The organism is Mangrovimonas sp. CR14, from assembly GCF_011764015.1.
Taxonomy (GTDB): Bacteria; Bacteroidota; Bacteroidia; order Flavobacteriales; family Flavobacteriaceae; genus Mangrovimonas; species Mangrovimonas futianensis.
In genome coordinates this window covers 1-17,300 of sequence record NZ_JAAFZY010000006.1, presented here as the reverse complement: position 1 = coordinate 17,300, position 17,300 = coordinate 1, and the positions used below count along the sequence as shown (strand labels likewise).

At 39.1% G+C, this 17,300-nt stretch carries 16 protein-coding genes; 3 read left to right on the top strand and 13 right to left on the bottom strand.

The features are described 5' to 3' along the window. Window positions 1-6: 6 nt before the first annotated feature. From GZ212_RS12570 to GZ212_RS12510, 13 genes are all read right to left on the bottom strand, one after another. Window positions 7-942 (bottom strand): acetylornithine carbamoyltransferase, encoded by a 936-nt coding sequence (locus GZ212_RS12570; protein WP_166960851.1) that lies wholly within the window; start codon window positions 940-942, stop codon window positions 7-9. Then, window positions 943-2,067, bottom strand: a complete 1,125-nt coding sequence (locus GZ212_RS12565) for an aspartate aminotransferase family protein (protein WP_166960848.1) — start codon at window positions 2,065-2,067, stop codon at window positions 943-945. Next, window positions 2,064-2,864 (bottom strand): pyrroline-5-carboxylate reductase, encoded by an 801-nt coding sequence (proC, locus tag GZ212_RS12560; RefSeq protein WP_166960846.1) that lies wholly within the window; start codon window positions 2,862-2,864, stop codon window positions 2,064-2,066. Before proC ends, GZ212_RS12565 begins: the two co-directional genes overlap by 4 nt. Window positions 2,865-2,874: 10 nt before the next feature. Then, complete coding sequence (argC, locus tag GZ212_RS12555) at window positions 2,875-3,855, bottom strand: N-acetyl-gamma-glutamyl-phosphate reductase (RefSeq protein WP_166960843.1); 981 nt, start codon at window positions 3,853-3,855, stop codon at window positions 2,875-2,877. Beyond that, window positions 3,852-5,042: an argininosuccinate synthase gene (locus GZ212_RS12550; RefSeq protein ID WP_166960840.1), complete on the bottom strand. Its 1,191-nt coding sequence runs from the start codon at window positions 5,040-5,042 to the stop codon at window positions 3,852-3,854. Before GZ212_RS12550 ends, argC begins: the two co-directional genes overlap by 4 nt. Further along, window positions 5,032-5,664 carry a GNAT family N-acetyltransferase gene (locus GZ212_RS12545; protein WP_166960837.1) on the bottom strand — a complete coding sequence of 211 codons (633 nt, stop codon included), beginning with the start codon at window positions 5,662-5,664 and terminating at the stop codon, window positions 5,032-5,034. Before GZ212_RS12545 ends, GZ212_RS12550 begins: the two co-directional genes overlap by 11 nt. A 341-nt stretch (window positions 5,665-6,005) precedes the next feature. Beyond that, a complete protein-coding gene (locus GZ212_RS12540) occupies window positions 6,006-7,601 on the bottom strand; it encodes an NADP-dependent glyceraldehyde-3-phosphate dehydrogenase (protein WP_166960834.1) in 1,596 nt (531 codons plus the stop codon). A gap of 73 nt (window positions 7,602-7,674) precedes the next feature. Further along, complete coding sequence (gene ilvA / locus GZ212_RS12535; protein WP_166960831.1) at window positions 7,675-8,937, bottom strand: threonine ammonia-lyase IlvA; 1,263 nt, start codon at window positions 8,935-8,937, stop codon at window positions 7,675-7,677. Between the two features lie 48 nt (window positions 8,938-8,985). Next, window positions 8,986-10,488 carry a ketol-acid reductoisomerase gene (gene ilvC, locus GZ212_RS12530; protein ID WP_166960828.1) on the bottom strand — a complete coding sequence of 501 codons (1,503 nt, stop codon included), beginning with the start codon at window positions 10,486-10,488 and terminating at the stop codon, window positions 8,986-8,988. Between the two features lie 10 nt (window positions 10,489-10,498). Continuing rightward, window positions 10,499-11,029 carry an acetolactate synthase small subunit gene (gene ilvN, locus GZ212_RS12525; protein WP_053970345.1) on the bottom strand — a complete coding sequence of 177 codons (531 nt, stop codon included), beginning with the start codon at window positions 11,027-11,029 and terminating at the stop codon, window positions 10,499-10,501. 1 nt (window position 11,030) lies between these two features. Continuing rightward, window positions 11,031-12,767: a biosynthetic-type acetolactate synthase large subunit gene (gene ilvB / locus GZ212_RS12520; protein WP_166960825.1), complete on the bottom strand. Its 1,737-nt coding sequence runs from the start codon at window positions 12,765-12,767 to the stop codon at window positions 11,031-11,033. Between the two features lie 10 nt (window positions 12,768-12,777). Next, on the bottom strand, window positions 12,778-14,463 hold the full coding sequence (gene ilvD / locus GZ212_RS12515; protein WP_166960822.1) for a dihydroxy-acid dehydratase: 1,686 nt from the start codon (window positions 14,461-14,463) through the stop codon (window positions 12,778-12,780). 217 nt (window positions 14,464-14,680) lie between these two features. Continuing rightward, a complete protein-coding gene (locus tag GZ212_RS12510) occupies window positions 14,681-14,938 on the bottom strand; it encodes a hypothetical protein (protein ID WP_166960819.1) in 258 nt (85 codons plus the stop codon). Window positions 14,939-14,987: 49 nt separating this feature from the next. Here GZ212_RS12510 and xerA point away from each other — a divergent pair, with 49 nt between their 5' ends. The 3 genes from xerA to GZ212_RS12495 are packed head-to-tail and all read left to right on the top strand — an operon-like array spanning window position 14,988 to window position 17,073. Further along, a complete protein-coding gene (xerA, locus tag GZ212_RS12505; RefSeq protein ID WP_166960816.1) occupies window positions 14,988-16,196 on the top strand; it encodes a site-specific tyrosine recombinase/integron integrase in 1,209 nt (402 codons plus the stop codon). A 55-nt stretch (window positions 16,197-16,251) separates the two neighbouring features. Continuing rightward, window positions 16,252-16,779 carry a hypothetical protein gene (locus GZ212_RS12500; protein ID WP_166960813.1) on the top strand — a complete coding sequence of 176 codons (528 nt, stop codon included), beginning with the start codon at window positions 16,252-16,254 and terminating at the stop codon, window positions 16,777-16,779. A 45-nt stretch (window positions 16,780-16,824) separates the two neighbouring features. Continuing rightward, window positions 16,825-17,073 (top strand): hypothetical protein, encoded by a 249-nt coding sequence (locus GZ212_RS12495; protein ID WP_166960810.1) that lies wholly within the window; start codon window positions 16,825-16,827, stop codon window positions 17,071-17,073. The last annotated feature ends 227 nt before the right edge of the window (window positions 17,074-17,300 follow it).

Genomic DNA, 17,300 nt, shown 5'->3' with positions numbered 1-17,300 from the left:
TTCATTTTATAAACTCTTCAAAATATTTTTAAGCACCACTTGAGCAGCAAACGTTCTATTTTTCGCTTGTTTAATAACCACCGATTGCTCACTATCAAGCACTTCGTCTTCTACTACCACATTTCTTCTCACTGGTAAGCAGTGCATGAATTTGGCCTGACCTAATTTTTCTTGGGTCATCATCCAGCTTGGGTCTGAATTTAAAACCTGACCATACTCCTTGAAATTACTCCAGTTCTTCACGTAAACGAAATCGGCATTCTTCATGGCCTCCTTTTGATCATAAACAATTGGGACATCTTTGGTTATTTCAGGATCCAACTCATACCCTTCAGGATGGGTGATTACAAACTCCACGTCCATTTCTTGCATCATACTTGCAAACGAATTGGCCACTGCTTGGGGTAACGCCTTCGGATGCGGCGCCCAAGACAACACCACCTTTGGAACTTTCTTTTCTGTTAGTTCTGTAATGGTAATCGCATCGGCCAAAGCTTGCAATGGATGCGCTGTAGCACTTTCCATATTGACAATGGGTACCGTGGCATACTTCTCAAAACTTTTTAAAATATATTCGGATTGATCTTTGGCCTTGTCTTTTAAGCTTGGAAATGCTCTCACTGCAATCACATCGGCATATTGGGAAATCACCTGTGCCGCTTCCTTAACATGCTCTGAAGTATTGGCATCCATAATGGTTCCATCATCAAATTCAAGCTGCCAAGCCTCATTCACATTTAATGACATCACATCCATCCCTAAATTCTTTGCCGCCTTTTCCGTACTTAATCTGGTTCTAAGACTGGCATTGAAAAACAACATGACCAGGGTTTTATTTTTACCCAATTCTTTATACTCAAATGGATCCATTTTTAATAAAATGGCTTCCTTAATCGCATCTTGAATATTGGGAATATCCTGTATTTCTGTGTATTTCTTCATTTATAATTCCGCTTTCAAGGCTTTAAAAAATTGATCGATATGTGCTTTTTTTACCGTCAATGGAGGTAATATTCTTATCAGGTTTGGATTGTTGGCACTTCCTGTGAATATGTGATGTTGATGGATGAGTTTCTTTCTCAAATCTCCCACCTTGAAATCAAATTCCAAACCTAACATCAATCCGCGTCCCTTCACTTGCATTAACCCAGGAAGCTCTTTGGCTTTCTCCAAGAAATAAGCAGAGACTTCCAAAGCATTTGCCATTAAGTCTTCATCAACCATGACTTTCAAAACAGATAAAGATGCAGAACAAGCCAAATGATTCCCTCCAAATGTTGTACCCAACATACCATAAACCGCCTTAATATCTGGATGGATTAAAATCCCTCCGATGGGGAATCCATTTCCCATTCCCTTGGCAAGGGAAATGATATCGGGCTCAATTTTATGTTTTTGGAACGCAAAAAAGTCACCAGTCCTACCGAAACCCGATTGCACTTCATCTGCTATAAATAAAACGCCATATGTTTTGCATAATTCTGCTAAGCCCTGGTAAAATTCTGTGGTACTTTCATCCAATCCGCCTACACCTTGAATCACTTCCACAATCACAGCACAGGTTTGACCTGCCTTTAATATGGTTTCAACACCTTCCAAATCACCCAAAGCAACAAAATCAACTTGATGCTGCCCATTTAATGGTGCAACAATTTTTGGGTTATCAGTTGCTGCAACGGCTGCAGAGGTTCTTCCGTGAAAGGAATTTTTAAAGGCCAGCACTTTCGATTTCCCTGTCACAAATGAGGCTAATTTCAGCGCATTTTCATTGGCTTCAGCACCCGAATTACATAAAAACAACTGGTAATCCGTACAACCTGAAATTTGCACCAATTGTTGCGCCAAAGTCTCTTGCAGCGGATTTTGGATTGCATTACTATAAAAACCCAATTTAGCCACTTGATCCGAAATCGCTTTAACATATTGGGGATGGGAATGACCTATGGAGATAACGGCATGCCCACCATACAGATCCAAATACTCCTGACCTTGATCATCATATACATAGACATCCTTTGCCTTTACAGGTGTTATTTCAAACAGAGGGTAAACATCAAACAAACTCATATTTGCTCTTTTTTAATGTTACTTATTTTTTGAAAAGAAGCCACCATACCTTGAATTAAAGAAGAGCTCAATCCTTTGTGCTCCATCTCATTGAGTCCTTCTATGGTACAACCTTTAGGAGTTGTCACCTTGTCAATTTCCTCTTCAGGATGATTGCCTGTATTAATTAACAAACTCGCAGCTCCTTCACAAGTATACATGGCTAATTCTTGAGCTTCATTAGAGTCAAACCCTAATTGGATGGCTGCTTGGGTTGTAGCCCTTATGAGACGCATCCAAAAAGCAATACCACTAGCGCACACTACTGTTGCAGCCTGCATCTGGCTCTCAGGAATCTCCAAAGTGTGACCCAGTCTATTGAAAATGGCTTCAGCTACTTTGATTCTCTTAGCTCCCATCACATTGCTACATAAACAAGTCATCGACTTACCTACAGCGATTGCCGTATTGGGCATTGCCCGAATTATATATTGCTCTGCTCCTACAATTGCTTCTATTTTTGGAATAGTATAACCAGTGATGGTTGAAATTATGACATGCTTTTCGTTTAAAAAAGGAGCAACATCTTTCAAAATGGCTTCAAAATGGGATGGCTGGACGGCAAAAATCAAAATATCAGATTCTTTTACCGCAGCCACATTATCCTGAGTAATAGAAACACCTTTGTAACCTTCAAATTCTGAAAGAGCTTCGGGGTGTCTCTTGGTTAAAACAAGAGTTGTAATGGCATTGTTGGTGATTAATCCTTTGGCGATTGATCGTCCTAAATTTCCAGTTCCTATAATAGCAATTTTCATATTGAATCGTTTAAAAATAGTTGGCTTTCAGTTTTAATCCTTCGTCTTCAAAAAAGCCACACATTAAGTTCATATTCTGTACGGCTTGCCCTGAGGCACCTTTAAGTAAATTGTCCATAACACTAGTAACCAGTAAAGTTTCTTGATGCTTGTGAAGGTGCAACAAACATTTATTGGTATTGACCACCTGTTTCAAATGCAGAGGCTCATCACACACAAAGGTAAAAGCCGCATTCCTGTAATAATTTTGATACAATTCCTGAGCATCTTTCAAAGATCCAGAAAAAGGCATATATGCCGTTGCAAAAATCCCTCTTGAGAAGTTTCCTCGGTTGGGCATGAAGAACACTTCCTCAGAAAAGTCACTTTGAAGCTGTTTTAAGGATTGATTTATTTCTCCCAAATGTTGATGCGTAAAAGGCTTGTAATAAGAAAAATTATTGTCTCGCCAAGTAAAGTGGGTCGTTTCTGAAAGGGAAGTTCCTGCTCCCGTCGCTCCCGTCACGGCATTCACATGTACATCACCCTTTAAAAGATTGGCCTGAGCCAAAGGCAACAATGCCAATTGAATGGCTGTAGCAAAACACCCTGGATTTGCAATATAGTTGGACAATTTAATGGCGTCCCTATTGAGTTCTGGCAAACCATAAGTAAATGTATTTCCTTGAAAGACCTTATCTGCTTCCAACCTAAAATCATTACTTAAGTCAATAATTTTCGTGGTGCTTGAAAACGAATTACTCTCTAAAAAAGCCTTGGAATTTCCATGTCCCAAACAGAGGAACAACACATCCACATCTCGATTAATAGCATCAGTAAACTTTAAATCTAATGCTCCCATTAAATCTTGATGCACTTTTCCTATGGGGTTTCCAGCGTTTGACGTACTATAAACAAAGTCGATTTTTGTTTGGGAGTGATGCATCAACAACCTGATTAATTCACCAGCCGTATAGCCTGCTCCACCAACAATTCCTACTTTTTGTATCATGATTCTGAATTTACTTGGTGATAGATTCTATTTTGATTTCCTAGTATTTTTATAAAGCCCTTTGCTTCGTCAGCTGTCCATCCTTTATTCATTTCACCATAGCTTCCAAATTTGGCATTCATCAGATCATGATCCGAAGCAATACCATCCAAAGAAAAATGATAAGGCTTAAGGGACACGGTTACATCACCAGAAACCATCTCCTGACTGCTTTTCAAAAACGCCTCAATGTTTCTCATGACGGGGTCTAAATATTGTCCCTCATGTAAATGCATGCCGTAGAAACTGGACAAATATTCTTTATGTTGCAATTGCCATTTGGTTAAGGTGTGCTTTTCCAATAAATGATGCGCCTTCACAATAATTAATGCAGCCGAGGCTTCAAATCCTACCCTTCCTTTAATACCAACAATGGTATCTCCAACATGCACATCTCTACCAATAGCAAATGGAGAGGCTAGATTTTGGAGTAATTCTATATTCTTTTCTGGAGGGTTTACTTCTCCGTTCAAGGCAGTCAACTCTCCTTTTTCAAAAGTCAAAACCACCTTTTCCTCTCCCTCCTTCTGCAGTTGTGATGGATAAGCAGAACCAGGCAGTGGTTTATCGGATGTCAATGTTTCAGATCCACCTACACTCGTTCCCCAAAGTCCCTTATTAATCGAATATCTTGCTTTGTCCCATGACATATCTACGCCGTTTGAAATTAGATAATCAATTTCCGCTTCTCTGCTTAATTTTTTATCCCTAATAGGCGTAATGATTTTGATTTCTGGAGCCAGCGTTTGGAAAATCATATCAAAACGAACTTGATCATTTCCTGCCCCGGTGCTTCCATGAGCGATATATTTGGCACCTATAGACTTGGCGTATTCAACAATTTCAATAGCTTGAATAATACGTTCTGCACTCACCGATAAGGGATAGGTGTTATTTTTCAACACATTTCCAAAAATGAGATACTTAACAACCTTTTCATAAAAGGTATGGATAGCGTCCACATTCACATAGGAAGCGACACCCATTTTATAAGCTTTCGATTCGATCGTTTGGATTTCTTCTATCGTAAATCCACCTGTATTTACACTTACAGCATGGACTTCAAAGTCTAAATCCTTACTTAGGTGAACGGCACAATAGGATGTATCTAAGCCCCCGCTATAGGCTAAAACCACTTTACTTTTCATTTTTTTCTTTCTTTAAATACAAGGTTTCTTTAATTTGCTTCAGCCTTTTAAACACTTTTTCTTTGACAGGCTTCACGTTTATTTTGCCTCCTTTTTTTTCTATTTCTGGATTGTACAACATTCCTGTACACAAACACATTTTTTGCTCGGTACGTTGCAAAACATCATAGTTTTTACAGGTTTGGCATCCTTTCCAAAAGGTTGGGTCATCCGTTAATTCTGAAAACGGAACGGGGCGATATCCCAATTCAGTATTCATTTTCATAACAGCCAGACCTGTGGTGATACTAAAAACTTTGGCATCTGGATATTTCTTTCTAGAGTGCTCAAAAATTTTATGTTTGATTTGTTTAGCCACACCGGCTCCTCTATAATCTGGATGTACAATCAACCCGGAATTTGCTACAAATTTGCCGTGGCTCCAAGCCTCGATATAGCAAAACCCAACAAATTTATCTCCGTCCAAGGCTATAACAGCATTGCCATTTTCCATTTTGGTAATGATATATTCAGGAGTGCGCTTCGCTATACCAGTTCCTCGTACCTTGGCCGATTCAGCGATGGTATCAGAAATAAGAGATGCGTAAACCGCATGAGATTTGTCTGCAATAACAATTTTCATTGTTCAAAAAATAAGATTAAGGTTAATTTGATTTTGGAAGAAAAGAACCGGACTCACCTAAGTTCCATAGAAAGCATACACCCTTACGGGCGGCGATACAAACGGAAAGGAGTCAACGGTTGACCGAAATCAACTGCTAATTTTATTAAAAATGTTATTTGGAAAATATGTTTCAAGATTAAAATAATATACGTTATACAATTGCAAAAAGAAGATTAGCAATAGCGTCGGCGTTTGCTAATCAGCAAACTGGGTTGTGACGGACGTATATTATTTTCTGGTTTAAACATGCAACAAATATATAAATTATTTGAAATCGCTTATACCGATTAACTAAATTTTTACAAAATATAGTCCGTGCTCACAAAATTTGACGCATTGGCATCCAATAAGTTATTCAAAATCTCCTTGTTATATTCGGTATCCTTTGTTGCCACAAAAGTCCTAATAGAAAAAGACCTTAAGGCATCATGGACACTAAGGGTTCCTTTAGCTGAATCCTTTCTACCTGTGAAAGGATATACATCTGGCCCACGTTGACAAGAACTGTTTAAGTTCACACGACACACCAAGTTTACCAAGGTATCAATTAACGGCGCCAAGGTTTTAATATCGTTACCAAACAAACTCACTTGTTGTCCGTAATTGGATTCTGCCATCTCATCCAATGGCTGTTCAATATCCTTAAATGGCACGATTGGAATCACAGGTCCGAATTGTTCCTCTTGATACACACGCATGTCTTTGGTTACTGGAAATAGGACCGCAGGAAAAATATAATTTTCTGATGTTTCTCCGCCTTTTTCGTTAAGAACCTTGGCGCCCTTTGAAATAGCATCATCAATTAGTTCTTGAATATATGCTGGCTTTTCAGGTTCTGGAAGCGGCGTCAATTTAGCTCCTTGCTCCCACGGATTCCCAAATTTCAAACCATCCACTTTCTTGGAAAAACGGCTATTAAATTCCTCCAAAATATCTTCATGAACATAAAGAATTTTCAAAGCAGTACACCGTTGCCCATTAAATGACAAGGTTCCCGCAATACACTCGTCTATAGCCAAATCTAGGTTGGCGTCTGGTAACACGATAGCAGGGTTTTTAGCCTCCAAGCCCAATACCAATCGTAATCTATTCTGTTTGGGATGTTGATCCATTAATGCATTGGCCGATTTACTGTTTCCAATTAGTGCCAAAACATCTACCTTCCCTGATTGCATAATCGGCGATGCCACCACACGACCTCTTCCGTACAAAATGTTTACAGCGCCTTTTGGGAAGCTATTTTTGAATGCCTCCAACAAGGGAGTCAATAATAAAACACCATGTTTCGCCGGTTTAAAAATACAGGTGTTACCCATAATTATAGCAGGAATGAGAAGGGCGAACGTTTCATTCAATGGGTAATTATAGGGCCCCAAACACAATACAACCCCTAAAGGACCTCGACGGATGTGGGCATACACCCCATCGTGTTTTGAGAATTTGGCACTGTCACGATCCAGTTGCTTGTATTCTTCAATGGTATCGTAGATATACTCTACAGTTCTATCAAATTCTTTTTCAGAATCTGGAAGGTTTTTACCAATTTCCCACATCAATAATTTCACAACTTCTTCCCGTTTGGTTTTCATTTGCTCTACAAACTTTTCCATACAGGCAATGCGATCTGCCACTTTCATGGTTGGCCACAATCCTTGTCCCTTGTCATAGGCATTACATGCCGCATCCAAAGCTTCCAAGGCCTCTTTTTCAGTGAGAGTTGGAATGGTTCCTAAAAAGGTGGGTTTATAATCTTCAGTTGAAGAAATGGTAGAATAGACATCGGAAGTTTCTCCTTTCCATTCAATTAATTCTCCATTGATTAAATAGGTATTCTGATTGATCCCTTTTTTAATTTGAAATTCTTCTGGAATTTCTACGTAGGTGGAACTTAACATAAAACTAAAAACTTTAAAGTTCACCTTAAAGATACAATAAAGCTCTTAGTAATTTGGTTACCTTAAGGTTAAACTAAACCAAAAACTGAAATAAGTCGGGTTTGTTATTTAAATAATCCCCATAGAAATTGTGTTGCTTCATTTTCGTTATCAAAGGTTGTAAATCGTCTGGTGTTTTTAATTCGATTCCCACTACAGCCGAACCATTATCCCTATTTGATTTTTTGGTATACTCAAAATGGGTAATGTCATCATTAGGTCCTAAAATTTCAACAACAAATTCTTTTAAGGCCCCTGCACGTTGCGGGAACTTCACAATGAAATAATGCTTAAGATTGGAATACAAAAGTGCACGTTCCTTGATTTCGGCGGTGCGTGTGATATCATTATTGCTTCCGCTTACAACACAAACCACATTTTTACCTTTTAGTTTATCGGCATAAAAATCTAAAGCTGCAATACTCAATGCGCCAGCAGGCTCTACCACAATGGCTTCTTTATTATATAAATCCAGTATGGTTTGACAAATTTTACCTTCTGGAACCGTTATCATGTCATCCAAGGTTTGTCTGCATATGGCAAACGTCTTCTCTCCTACCCTTTTTACAGCTGCTCCATCAACGAAATTCTCAATATCATCCAGTTCTGTTACTTGATTATTTTTTAACGAAGTTAACATGGAAGGCGCCCCCTCTGGTTCTACGCCAATGATTTTGGTTTCGGGAGACATCTCCTTAAATATGGTTGACAAACCAGAAGCCAAACCGCCCCCTCCAACAGGTACAAACACATAGTCGATTGGGGTTTCTGTTTGACTTAACAATTCCAAAGCGATGGTAGCTTGACCTTCTATTACCTTTTCGTCATTGAATGGATGGATAAAGGTTTTATTGGACTGTTTTTGTTCCTTCATGGCGGCATGATAAGAATCGTCAAACGTATCTCCTTCCAAAACCACTTCTATGAATTCTTCACCAAACATTTTTACCTGTTCGATTTTTTGCATGGGTGTGGGCGTAGGCATAAAAATGGTTCCTGGAATTTTCAACAACCTGCAAGATAAGGCTACTCCCTGTGCATGATTACCCGCACTTGCACAAACCACTCCATTACTTATTTCCTCAGGAGTCAAAGAGGACATTTTATTATACGCGCCTCTAATTTTGTAGGAACGAACCAACTGCAAATCTTCCCTTTTAAATAATATATGACCATCAAACTTTCGGGAATAGTGAATATTTGAAGTCAACGGTGTGTGGTTTACTACCGATTTTAATTTCTGAGCAGCTTCTTGAACTGCTTGTAATGTGGGAAAATAAGTTGTGGTTGTTTCCATAGTAAAAAGAAAAGCCTCAAGAATCTTGAGGCTATTTAGATTTCAAAATTATGATAATACGGCCTCTTCTTCTGGTTCGGTAATTTTAATCTTTTTCATGGCCGTCATGGCAGCTCTAAGTCGTTTACCTACTGTCTCAATAGAATGAGAGCGAATCGCTTCATTGACTTGGATCAGTTCCACATTATCAACGTCATTAGACGTGGCAAAAGTTTTGCCAATGACAGAAGCATCAACTGTAGTCATAAAATCCTTCAATAATGGTTTTGCGGCATGATCAAATAGATAACACCCGTATTCTGCGGTATCTGAAATGACTCGGTTCATTTCATAAAGTTTTTTACGCGCAATGGTGTTTGCAATCAATGGCAGTTCATGCAACGATTCATAATAAGCAGAATCTTCTATGATTCCAGAACTTATCATCGTTTCATAAGCCAACTCCACACCGGCCTTAACCATCGCAACCATTAAGGTGCCGTGGTCAAAATATTCCTGTTCTGAAATAGTTTCAGAAGTAAGAGGTGTTTTTTCAAAAGCCGTTTCAGCTGTGGCTGCTCGCCATGTCAACAGATTGACATCATCATTGGCCCAATCTTCCATCATGGTTTGTGAGAAGTGACCTGAAATGATATCATCCATATGCTTTTGGAACAATGGTCTCATCAATACTTTCAATTCTTCGGAAAGCTTGAAAGCTTCAATTTTTGCTGGATTGGATAGACGATCCATCATATTGGTTATTCCACCATGCTTTAAGGCTTCGGTAATGGTTTCCCAACCATACTGTATCAATTTAGCAGCATATTCTGGTTCAACACCTTCTTCCACCATTCTGTCAAAACACAAAATAGATCCTGTTTGCAGGACTCCACAAAGGATAGTTTGCTCACCCATTAAATCACTTTTCACCTCAGCAACAAATGATGATTCCAAAACCCCGGCACGGTGTCCTCCTGTGGCTACGGCATAAGCCTTGGCTTGAGACAATCCTTTACCTTCAGGGTCATTTTCTGGATGTACAGCGATCAAGGTTGGCACTCCAAATCCGCGAAGGTATTCCTCACGAACCTCCGTTCCTGGGCATTTAGGCGCGACCATAATCACTGTTAAATCTTCCCTTATTTTGGTTCCTTCTTCTACAATATTAAATCCGTGGGAATACGACAAAGTCGCTCCTTCTTTCATAAGCGGCATGACCGCCTTCACCACATTACTATGTTGTTTGTCTGGTGTTAAATTGAGCACCAAATCTGCAGATGGAATCAATTCGTCATAAGTCCCAACAGTGAAATCATTCTCAGTGGCTTGCAAATAGGATTGACGCTTTTCCTTAATAGCAGCTTCACGCAACGCATAAGAAATATCCAAACCAGAATCTCTCATGTTTAACCCTTGATTTAATCCTTGTGCACCACATCCTATGATGACAATTTTCTTTCCTTTTAATGCTTCTACGCCATCTTCAAATTCAGAAGCAGCCATAAACCGACATTTTCCTAATTGTGCTAATTGTTCTCGTAGTGAGAGTGTGTTAAAATAATTTGACATGGTTTTTGTTTTAGTTGTTGAATGCTACTAGCATTTCTGATATTTTCATTTCCTGTTTGGTGACAGCAATCCTTCCTGAACGGACAAATTGCATGATTCCAAACGGACTTAGTTCATTATACAATTCATTTATTTCATGACGTCTTCCAGACTTTTCCAAAACAAAAAAGACCTTGTTCACCGTCACGATATTGACATTGCCTTCTTTGATAATATTTTGAATCTGTGGCTCATCAAATAGTAAGTCTGATTTGATTTTAAACAGACAAGACTCTTGATAAATGATATCTTCATCCCTGTGGTAATAAGCCTTAATAACTTCAACCTGCTTTTCTATCTGGCCAATAATTTTCTTGATTTGCTCTTCGGTAACCACCACAACGATGGTCCATCGAAACACACCATGTATTTCTGAAGCTGAAGAGGCAATACTTTCTATATTGATTTTTCTACGTTGGAAAATTGCCGAAATGCGATTGAGCAAACCCACGTTGTTTTCGGTGTAGATAGAAACGGTATATAATTCTTTTTCTGTATCCATATTAACTTAATCTTATATCTGAAACCGATGCTCCTGTTGGAATCATTGGAAACACATTGTCTTCTTTCTCTACACATACTTCTAGGAAATAGGCAGATTCACTGACCATCATTTCCTTAATAGCTTCATCTAACTCCTCCCTTTTTGACACTCTTTTGGCTTCAATATGATATCCTTTGGCTATTTGAACAAAATCTGGATTGATCAATTCGGTAGAGGCATATCGTTTATCAAAAAACAATTGCTGCCACTGACGTACCATTCCGAGGAAATCATTATTTAAGACCACAATCTTTACGGGTACCCTTGTTTGAAAAATGGTCCCCAATTCTTGAATGGTCATTTGGTAACCTCCATCTCCAATGATAGCTACCACATCACGTTCTGGAGCTGCCATCTTTGCGCCTATGGCTGCTGGCAATGCAAACCCCATAGTTCCCAATCCGCCGGAGGTAATATTACTTTTTGTCTGGTTAAACTCAGCATAGCGACAAGCAATCATTTGATGTTGTCCTACATCACTAACTATGGCTGCCTGCCCTTTGCTTTCTTCATTGATTTTCTTCAACACCTCTCCCATGGTCAAACCTTCCTTGGTGGGGTTCAAATCGTTTTTGATGACCTCCTCAAACTCTACCTGGTACAGCTTCTTAAACTCATTTAACCAAGAGTCATGGCTGTTTTCATTAAGTAATGGCAATAAAGCCGACAGACTGGTTTTGGCATCTCCAAGAACCGCCACATCGGTCTTTACATTTTTATCGACTTCTGCTGGGTCTATTTCAAAATGGATCACCTTGGCCTGTTTGGCATAGGTCTCCAAATTACCGGTTACCCTGTCATCAAACCGCATGCCAATGGCTATAAGCACATCACACTCATTGGTTAACTTATTGGGTGCATAATTACCGTGCATGCCTACCATACCCACATTTAGGGGATGGGACGTTGGAATGGCTGAAGCTCCCAGAATGGTCCAAGCCGAAGGAATGCCAGCCTTTTCAATCACCGCCTTCAATTCGGCTTCTGCCTCACCCAATATGACACCTTGCCCCCAAACGATTAAAGGCTTCTTAGCCGCATTGATGATATCTGCAGCCTCCTGCACTTTGCTTGGTTGCACTTCGGGGACGGGTTTATAACTTCTTATGGAGGTACATTTTTCATATGAGAAATCAAATTCCTCAAATTGGGCATTTTTGGTAATGTCAATGAGTACGGGACCCGGACGCCCACTTTTAGCGATATAAAATGCTTTGGCAATGACTTCGGGAATTTCAGACGCCTTGGTCACTTGGTGGTTCCACTTGGTAACTGGGGTTGAGATACCTATGATATCTGTTTCCTGAAAGGCATCACTTCCTAATAAATGGGAACCTACTTGCCCCGTAATGCACACCAAAGGCGTGGAATCAATTTGAGCATCGGCAATACCGGTGATCAAATTGGTTGCCCCGGGACCCGAGGTTGCCATAGCCACCCCTACTTTACCAGAAATTCTAGCATAGCCTTGGGCTGCATGGGTTGCCCCTTGCTCGTGCCTGGTCAAGACGTGATGCAATTGGGTTTGATATTTATAAAGCTCGTCATAAACTGGCATTATGGCCCCACCAGGGTAGCCATAAATAATATCAACCCCTTCTTCCAAAAGGCATTTTACAACCGCCTCACTACCCGTAATTCTAACGGATTTTTTAGTAGGCTGCTCTTTTTTTGCTACTGCTTGAGTATCCTCCATATTCTATCATTTAAAACTCATCGGTCACACAGCCATTGGATGCTGATGAAACCGTTTTTGCATATTTATATAATACCCCTCGCTCAAATTTGAGTTTTGGAGCTTTCCAATTTTCTTTTCTTTTTGCCAATTCTTCATCGGAAATTTCGATGTTGATGGTGTTGTTTACTGCATCAATAGCGATGATATCACCATTTTCAACTAAGGCAATGTTTCCACCTACTTGTGCTTCTGGCGACACGTGACCCACCACAAAACCGTGGGATCCACCTGAGAAGCGACCATCTGTAATCAAAGCCACATCCTTACCCAAGCCAGCTCCCATAATGGAAGAGGTCGGTTTAAGCATTTCTGGCATACCAGGCGCCCCCTTAGGACCTTCATAACGAATAATGACCACATCACCTTTTTTTACTTTACCCGTTTTGATTCCTTCATTTACCGCCGCCTCACTATCAAACACATTGGCAACGCCTTTGAAAGACAAGCCTTCTTTCCCTGTAATTTTAGCCACAGCACCTTCCGTAGCTAGGTTACCAAACAGGATGCGAATATGGCCTGAATCCTTGATTGGTTGGTTGACTGATTTGATGACCTCCTGCCCTTCTTCAAGGTCTGGAGCTGTCTCCAAATTTTCCGCCAAGGTTTTTCCGGTAACCGTTAAGCAATCACCATGCAACATGCCTTGTTTTAGCATGTATTTTAAAACACCCGGCACCCCACCTACGGCGTGCAAATCTTCCATGGCATATTTACCACTTGGTTTTAGGTCTGCCAAGAGTGGTGTTGAATCACTTATTTTCTGAAAATCGGCTAAGGTGAATTCCACATTGGCTGCTTTGGCAATAGCCAGAAAGTGCAACACGGCATTTGTAGACCCTCCTAGAACCGTTACCAACCTAATGGCGTTTTCTAAAGACTTTCTTGTAACAATATCTGATGGTTTAATATCTTTTTCCAGTAGTAACTTTAAGGCTTCTCCTGCTCTCTCACATTCCTTCTCCTTAATTTTTCCTTCTGTGATAGCTGGGTTTGAGGAGTTAAAAGGTAAAGACATACCTAAGGCTTCAATGGCCGAAGCCATGGTATTTGCGGTGTACATACCACCACAAGCACCAGCACCCGGACAGGCCTTGTGAATGACTTCTTTGAATTCGGTTTCATCTATGCTTCCAGCTACTTTTTGACCATATGCCTCAAAAGCTGAAATAATATCCAGTTTTTTACCATTGTGACAGCCAGAAGCAATGGTACCGCCATAGACTAAAATGGAAGGTCTGTTTAACCGTAACATGGCCATTAAGGCTCCGGGCATGTTTTTATCACAGCCTACCACAGTCACCAAACCATCATAACTCATAGCTTGAACGACGGTTTCCATAGAATCTGCAATGATATCACGGGACGGTAAGGAATAGCGCATTCCAGGAGTTCCGTTTGAAATACCGTCACTTACTCCAATGGTATTGAAAATGAGTCCGACCAAATCGGCTTTGTCTGCTCCCTTTTTAACATGAACTGCCAAGTCATTAAGGTGCATGTTACACGGATTTCCTTCATACCCTGTACTGGCTATACCCACTAAAGGCTTTTTTAAATCTTCATCGGTTAAGCCAATGGCATGCAACATGGCTTGGGCAGCCGGCAAGGTTGGATCTTGTGTTACTGTTTTACTGTATTTATTTAAATTGTTCATTATTTGTTTTTGACCCTTTTCTTTTAAGAAACTAAATTAATGTAATCACTCTACTAGGGTTTTGCATTACATGAGTACGCTTTAAATTCAATTAGTTTTTTAACATTTCAAATAGCTATTTATCAGCACTTTAACGAATTTGTTATATGATGTTCAAAAGCACTAAAATTTTTCCATAAAAAAAATGCCTTCCCGGATGAGGAAGGCATTTTCTATATCATACTACAATACCATTCCTCACCGGAGCGAAATAATCACTACGATAATAATAGAAATGATATGGATTAGGTTCTTGTTCATTTGAAACCCAAATGTTGGAATTTTTAATTAAAAATCCAAACGCTCTTGAAGGTTTTCTTGTGTTTATGGCAATTAAGGGGACATACCCCTTAGACCTATGCGGTGAATAGTTGGTGCTTGGTGGTTGGTGGTTGGTGGTTGGTGGTGGAAGGTATAAAATGGGGATGGCACGCATAGGGCTAAAAAATGTTTTTATTTGCTATCTTTATGATTTCGTGCTGCTTATGAAACCTACCATTACATTATCTCCACTACAACATAAAGATGTTTTACAAATAGCCATTGGGTTTGTTTATGATGCCCAAACCAAAACCCATGTTAAGGGTTTTGCTGGTGTTATATGGTCACAAACGCACAAAACGTTTTACGTGCCTTATTCAGCAGTTACTTTGAATGCCTTATTTCATTATTTTAAGGATTTGGGGTATTATATTGATTATAGTGGCTTTAAAAAAGTACCATCTACAGCACCCAAGCCTGTTAAGAAACGTGCCACTAAGCCAAGTAAAGAGGTGCTCTACCAAGGATTGTCATTGACCAATAAGGATTTATTAAAGCAATTTATCAATTATTTAAAGGGCAAGCGCTATAGCGAAAGTACCATACAGGTTTATGGTTATTTTATATTGCGGTTTCTTGCCTATCAAGGCGGGCGTGTGTTTACCGATTGGACAACCCGAGACATTGAGCAGTTTATGAGCGATGTGGTTGCCAAGGAGGATTACAGCATAAGCAGTCACCGGCAGTGTGTGAGTGCTTTTAAACTTTTCACCTTGTTTTGTGGTTTGTCTGGTTTTGATGCCACCCATTTTGAGCGCCCCAAAAAGAGCAAGTATTTGCCTGTGGTATTGTCGGCCAAGGAGATTCTTACCTTAATACAGGTGACCAAAAATTTGAAACACCGCGCCATTATTTCGATGTTGTATTCTGGCGGGTTGCGTATTGGGGAGTTGTTACAGCTCAAACCTGAGGATATTGATTATGAGCGTGGGATGATTATTGTAAGAATGGGCAAGGGACGAAAGGATCGGTCTGTGGTTTTGAGTGATGCCATTAGGCCTTTGTTAAGCAATTACTTGACGACCTACCGGCCGAAGGGTTTTATGTTTGAGGGTCAGGATGGTGGTGCCTATACGGCAAGTTCTGTACGGAAGTTTTTGAAGGCCTCCTGTAAGCTAGCTGGCATAAGGAAAGCGGTGACCCCACACACGTTACGTCATAGTTATGCAACGCATATGCTTGAAAATGGGGTTGATTTGCGCTATATACAGGAATTGTTGGGGCATAGCAGACCAGAAACGACCATGATTTATACGCATGTAGCCGAAAAGGATTTGGTTAAGATTAAGAACCCCTTGGATGTTGCGGTGGGGCGTTTAACAAATATGGGAAATGGGGAAGAAAAACTCCTCATATCCCGTAGGGAATTGTGATAAAAGAGTATATTTAGGCACATATAACAAGTTGTGTGTCATTAAAGAAATGGAGATGAGTATAGAAGAATTTAATACTAAAATTAACGATACATTAAATGAAATATATGAATCTAATATTTATATACTAAAAGAAGAGCGTAACTTCAAAACACCAGAAGATTATGCGAAATATATAGAGTTAATTAACTATATGATTAATCATTTAGGCTTAATATATCAGACATTCTCAAATGCAACAATAACTAGCCTAACACCAAAAGGAAGAAAAGTTCATAGGCTTGGAGGATGGATTGAATATTTAAAATTAGAAGAAATTAAAGAAAAAAAGAAGGAGAAAAAAGAAAAGTATGATTTGGATATTTCTTGGTTTCAGTCAAAAACTAAATGGCTTCCACTTATATTATCAATAAGTAGCTTAATATTATCAATCATAGCATTAACCAAAAAAGAACACAAATCTGACAAAGAAAAGTTGTATAGCACAGAAAAACATATAAATTCATCCACCAATAGTATTGAGAATGAAAAGGCTGAAGATATGGATACTTTTCATTTAAAGAATCAAGGTAATTCGAAATAAAATAATTAACTGATTTTAAAAATTTCATGCTTTAAATATTTTAATATGGCAGAACTTAGATTAACAGATGAAAAATACAAAGAGATAGTTATTGATTTATTAATTGATATTTTATCTACAAACAAAGACATCTTAGATAGACTTGATTCTACTTATGATTATGAGATTGACGAGAATGTTGATGTGAACTATAACCGTGTTCAGATAGTTGAATATCTTGAATCGAAATATGGTGAACTGAAAAAACCTTTATTGGACTTTTTAAAAAACAAAGGGATAGATAAATCTGAATAGAATTATTTTTTTTTAAATAAAAAAACGCCACACAACAATGTATATAAATAATAAGGGCTTAAATTATTTTGATTAAACTTTATTTATTTTCCAATCAAACGATTTGATATGAATATTATATACTTAAACCCTTACTATTCATATACAAACCGTTGGCTACAATTTGAGCAAAATGCACCTGATATTAGATTTAGACGGAGTTTTGATAACAAACCCAAGTTGGAAAG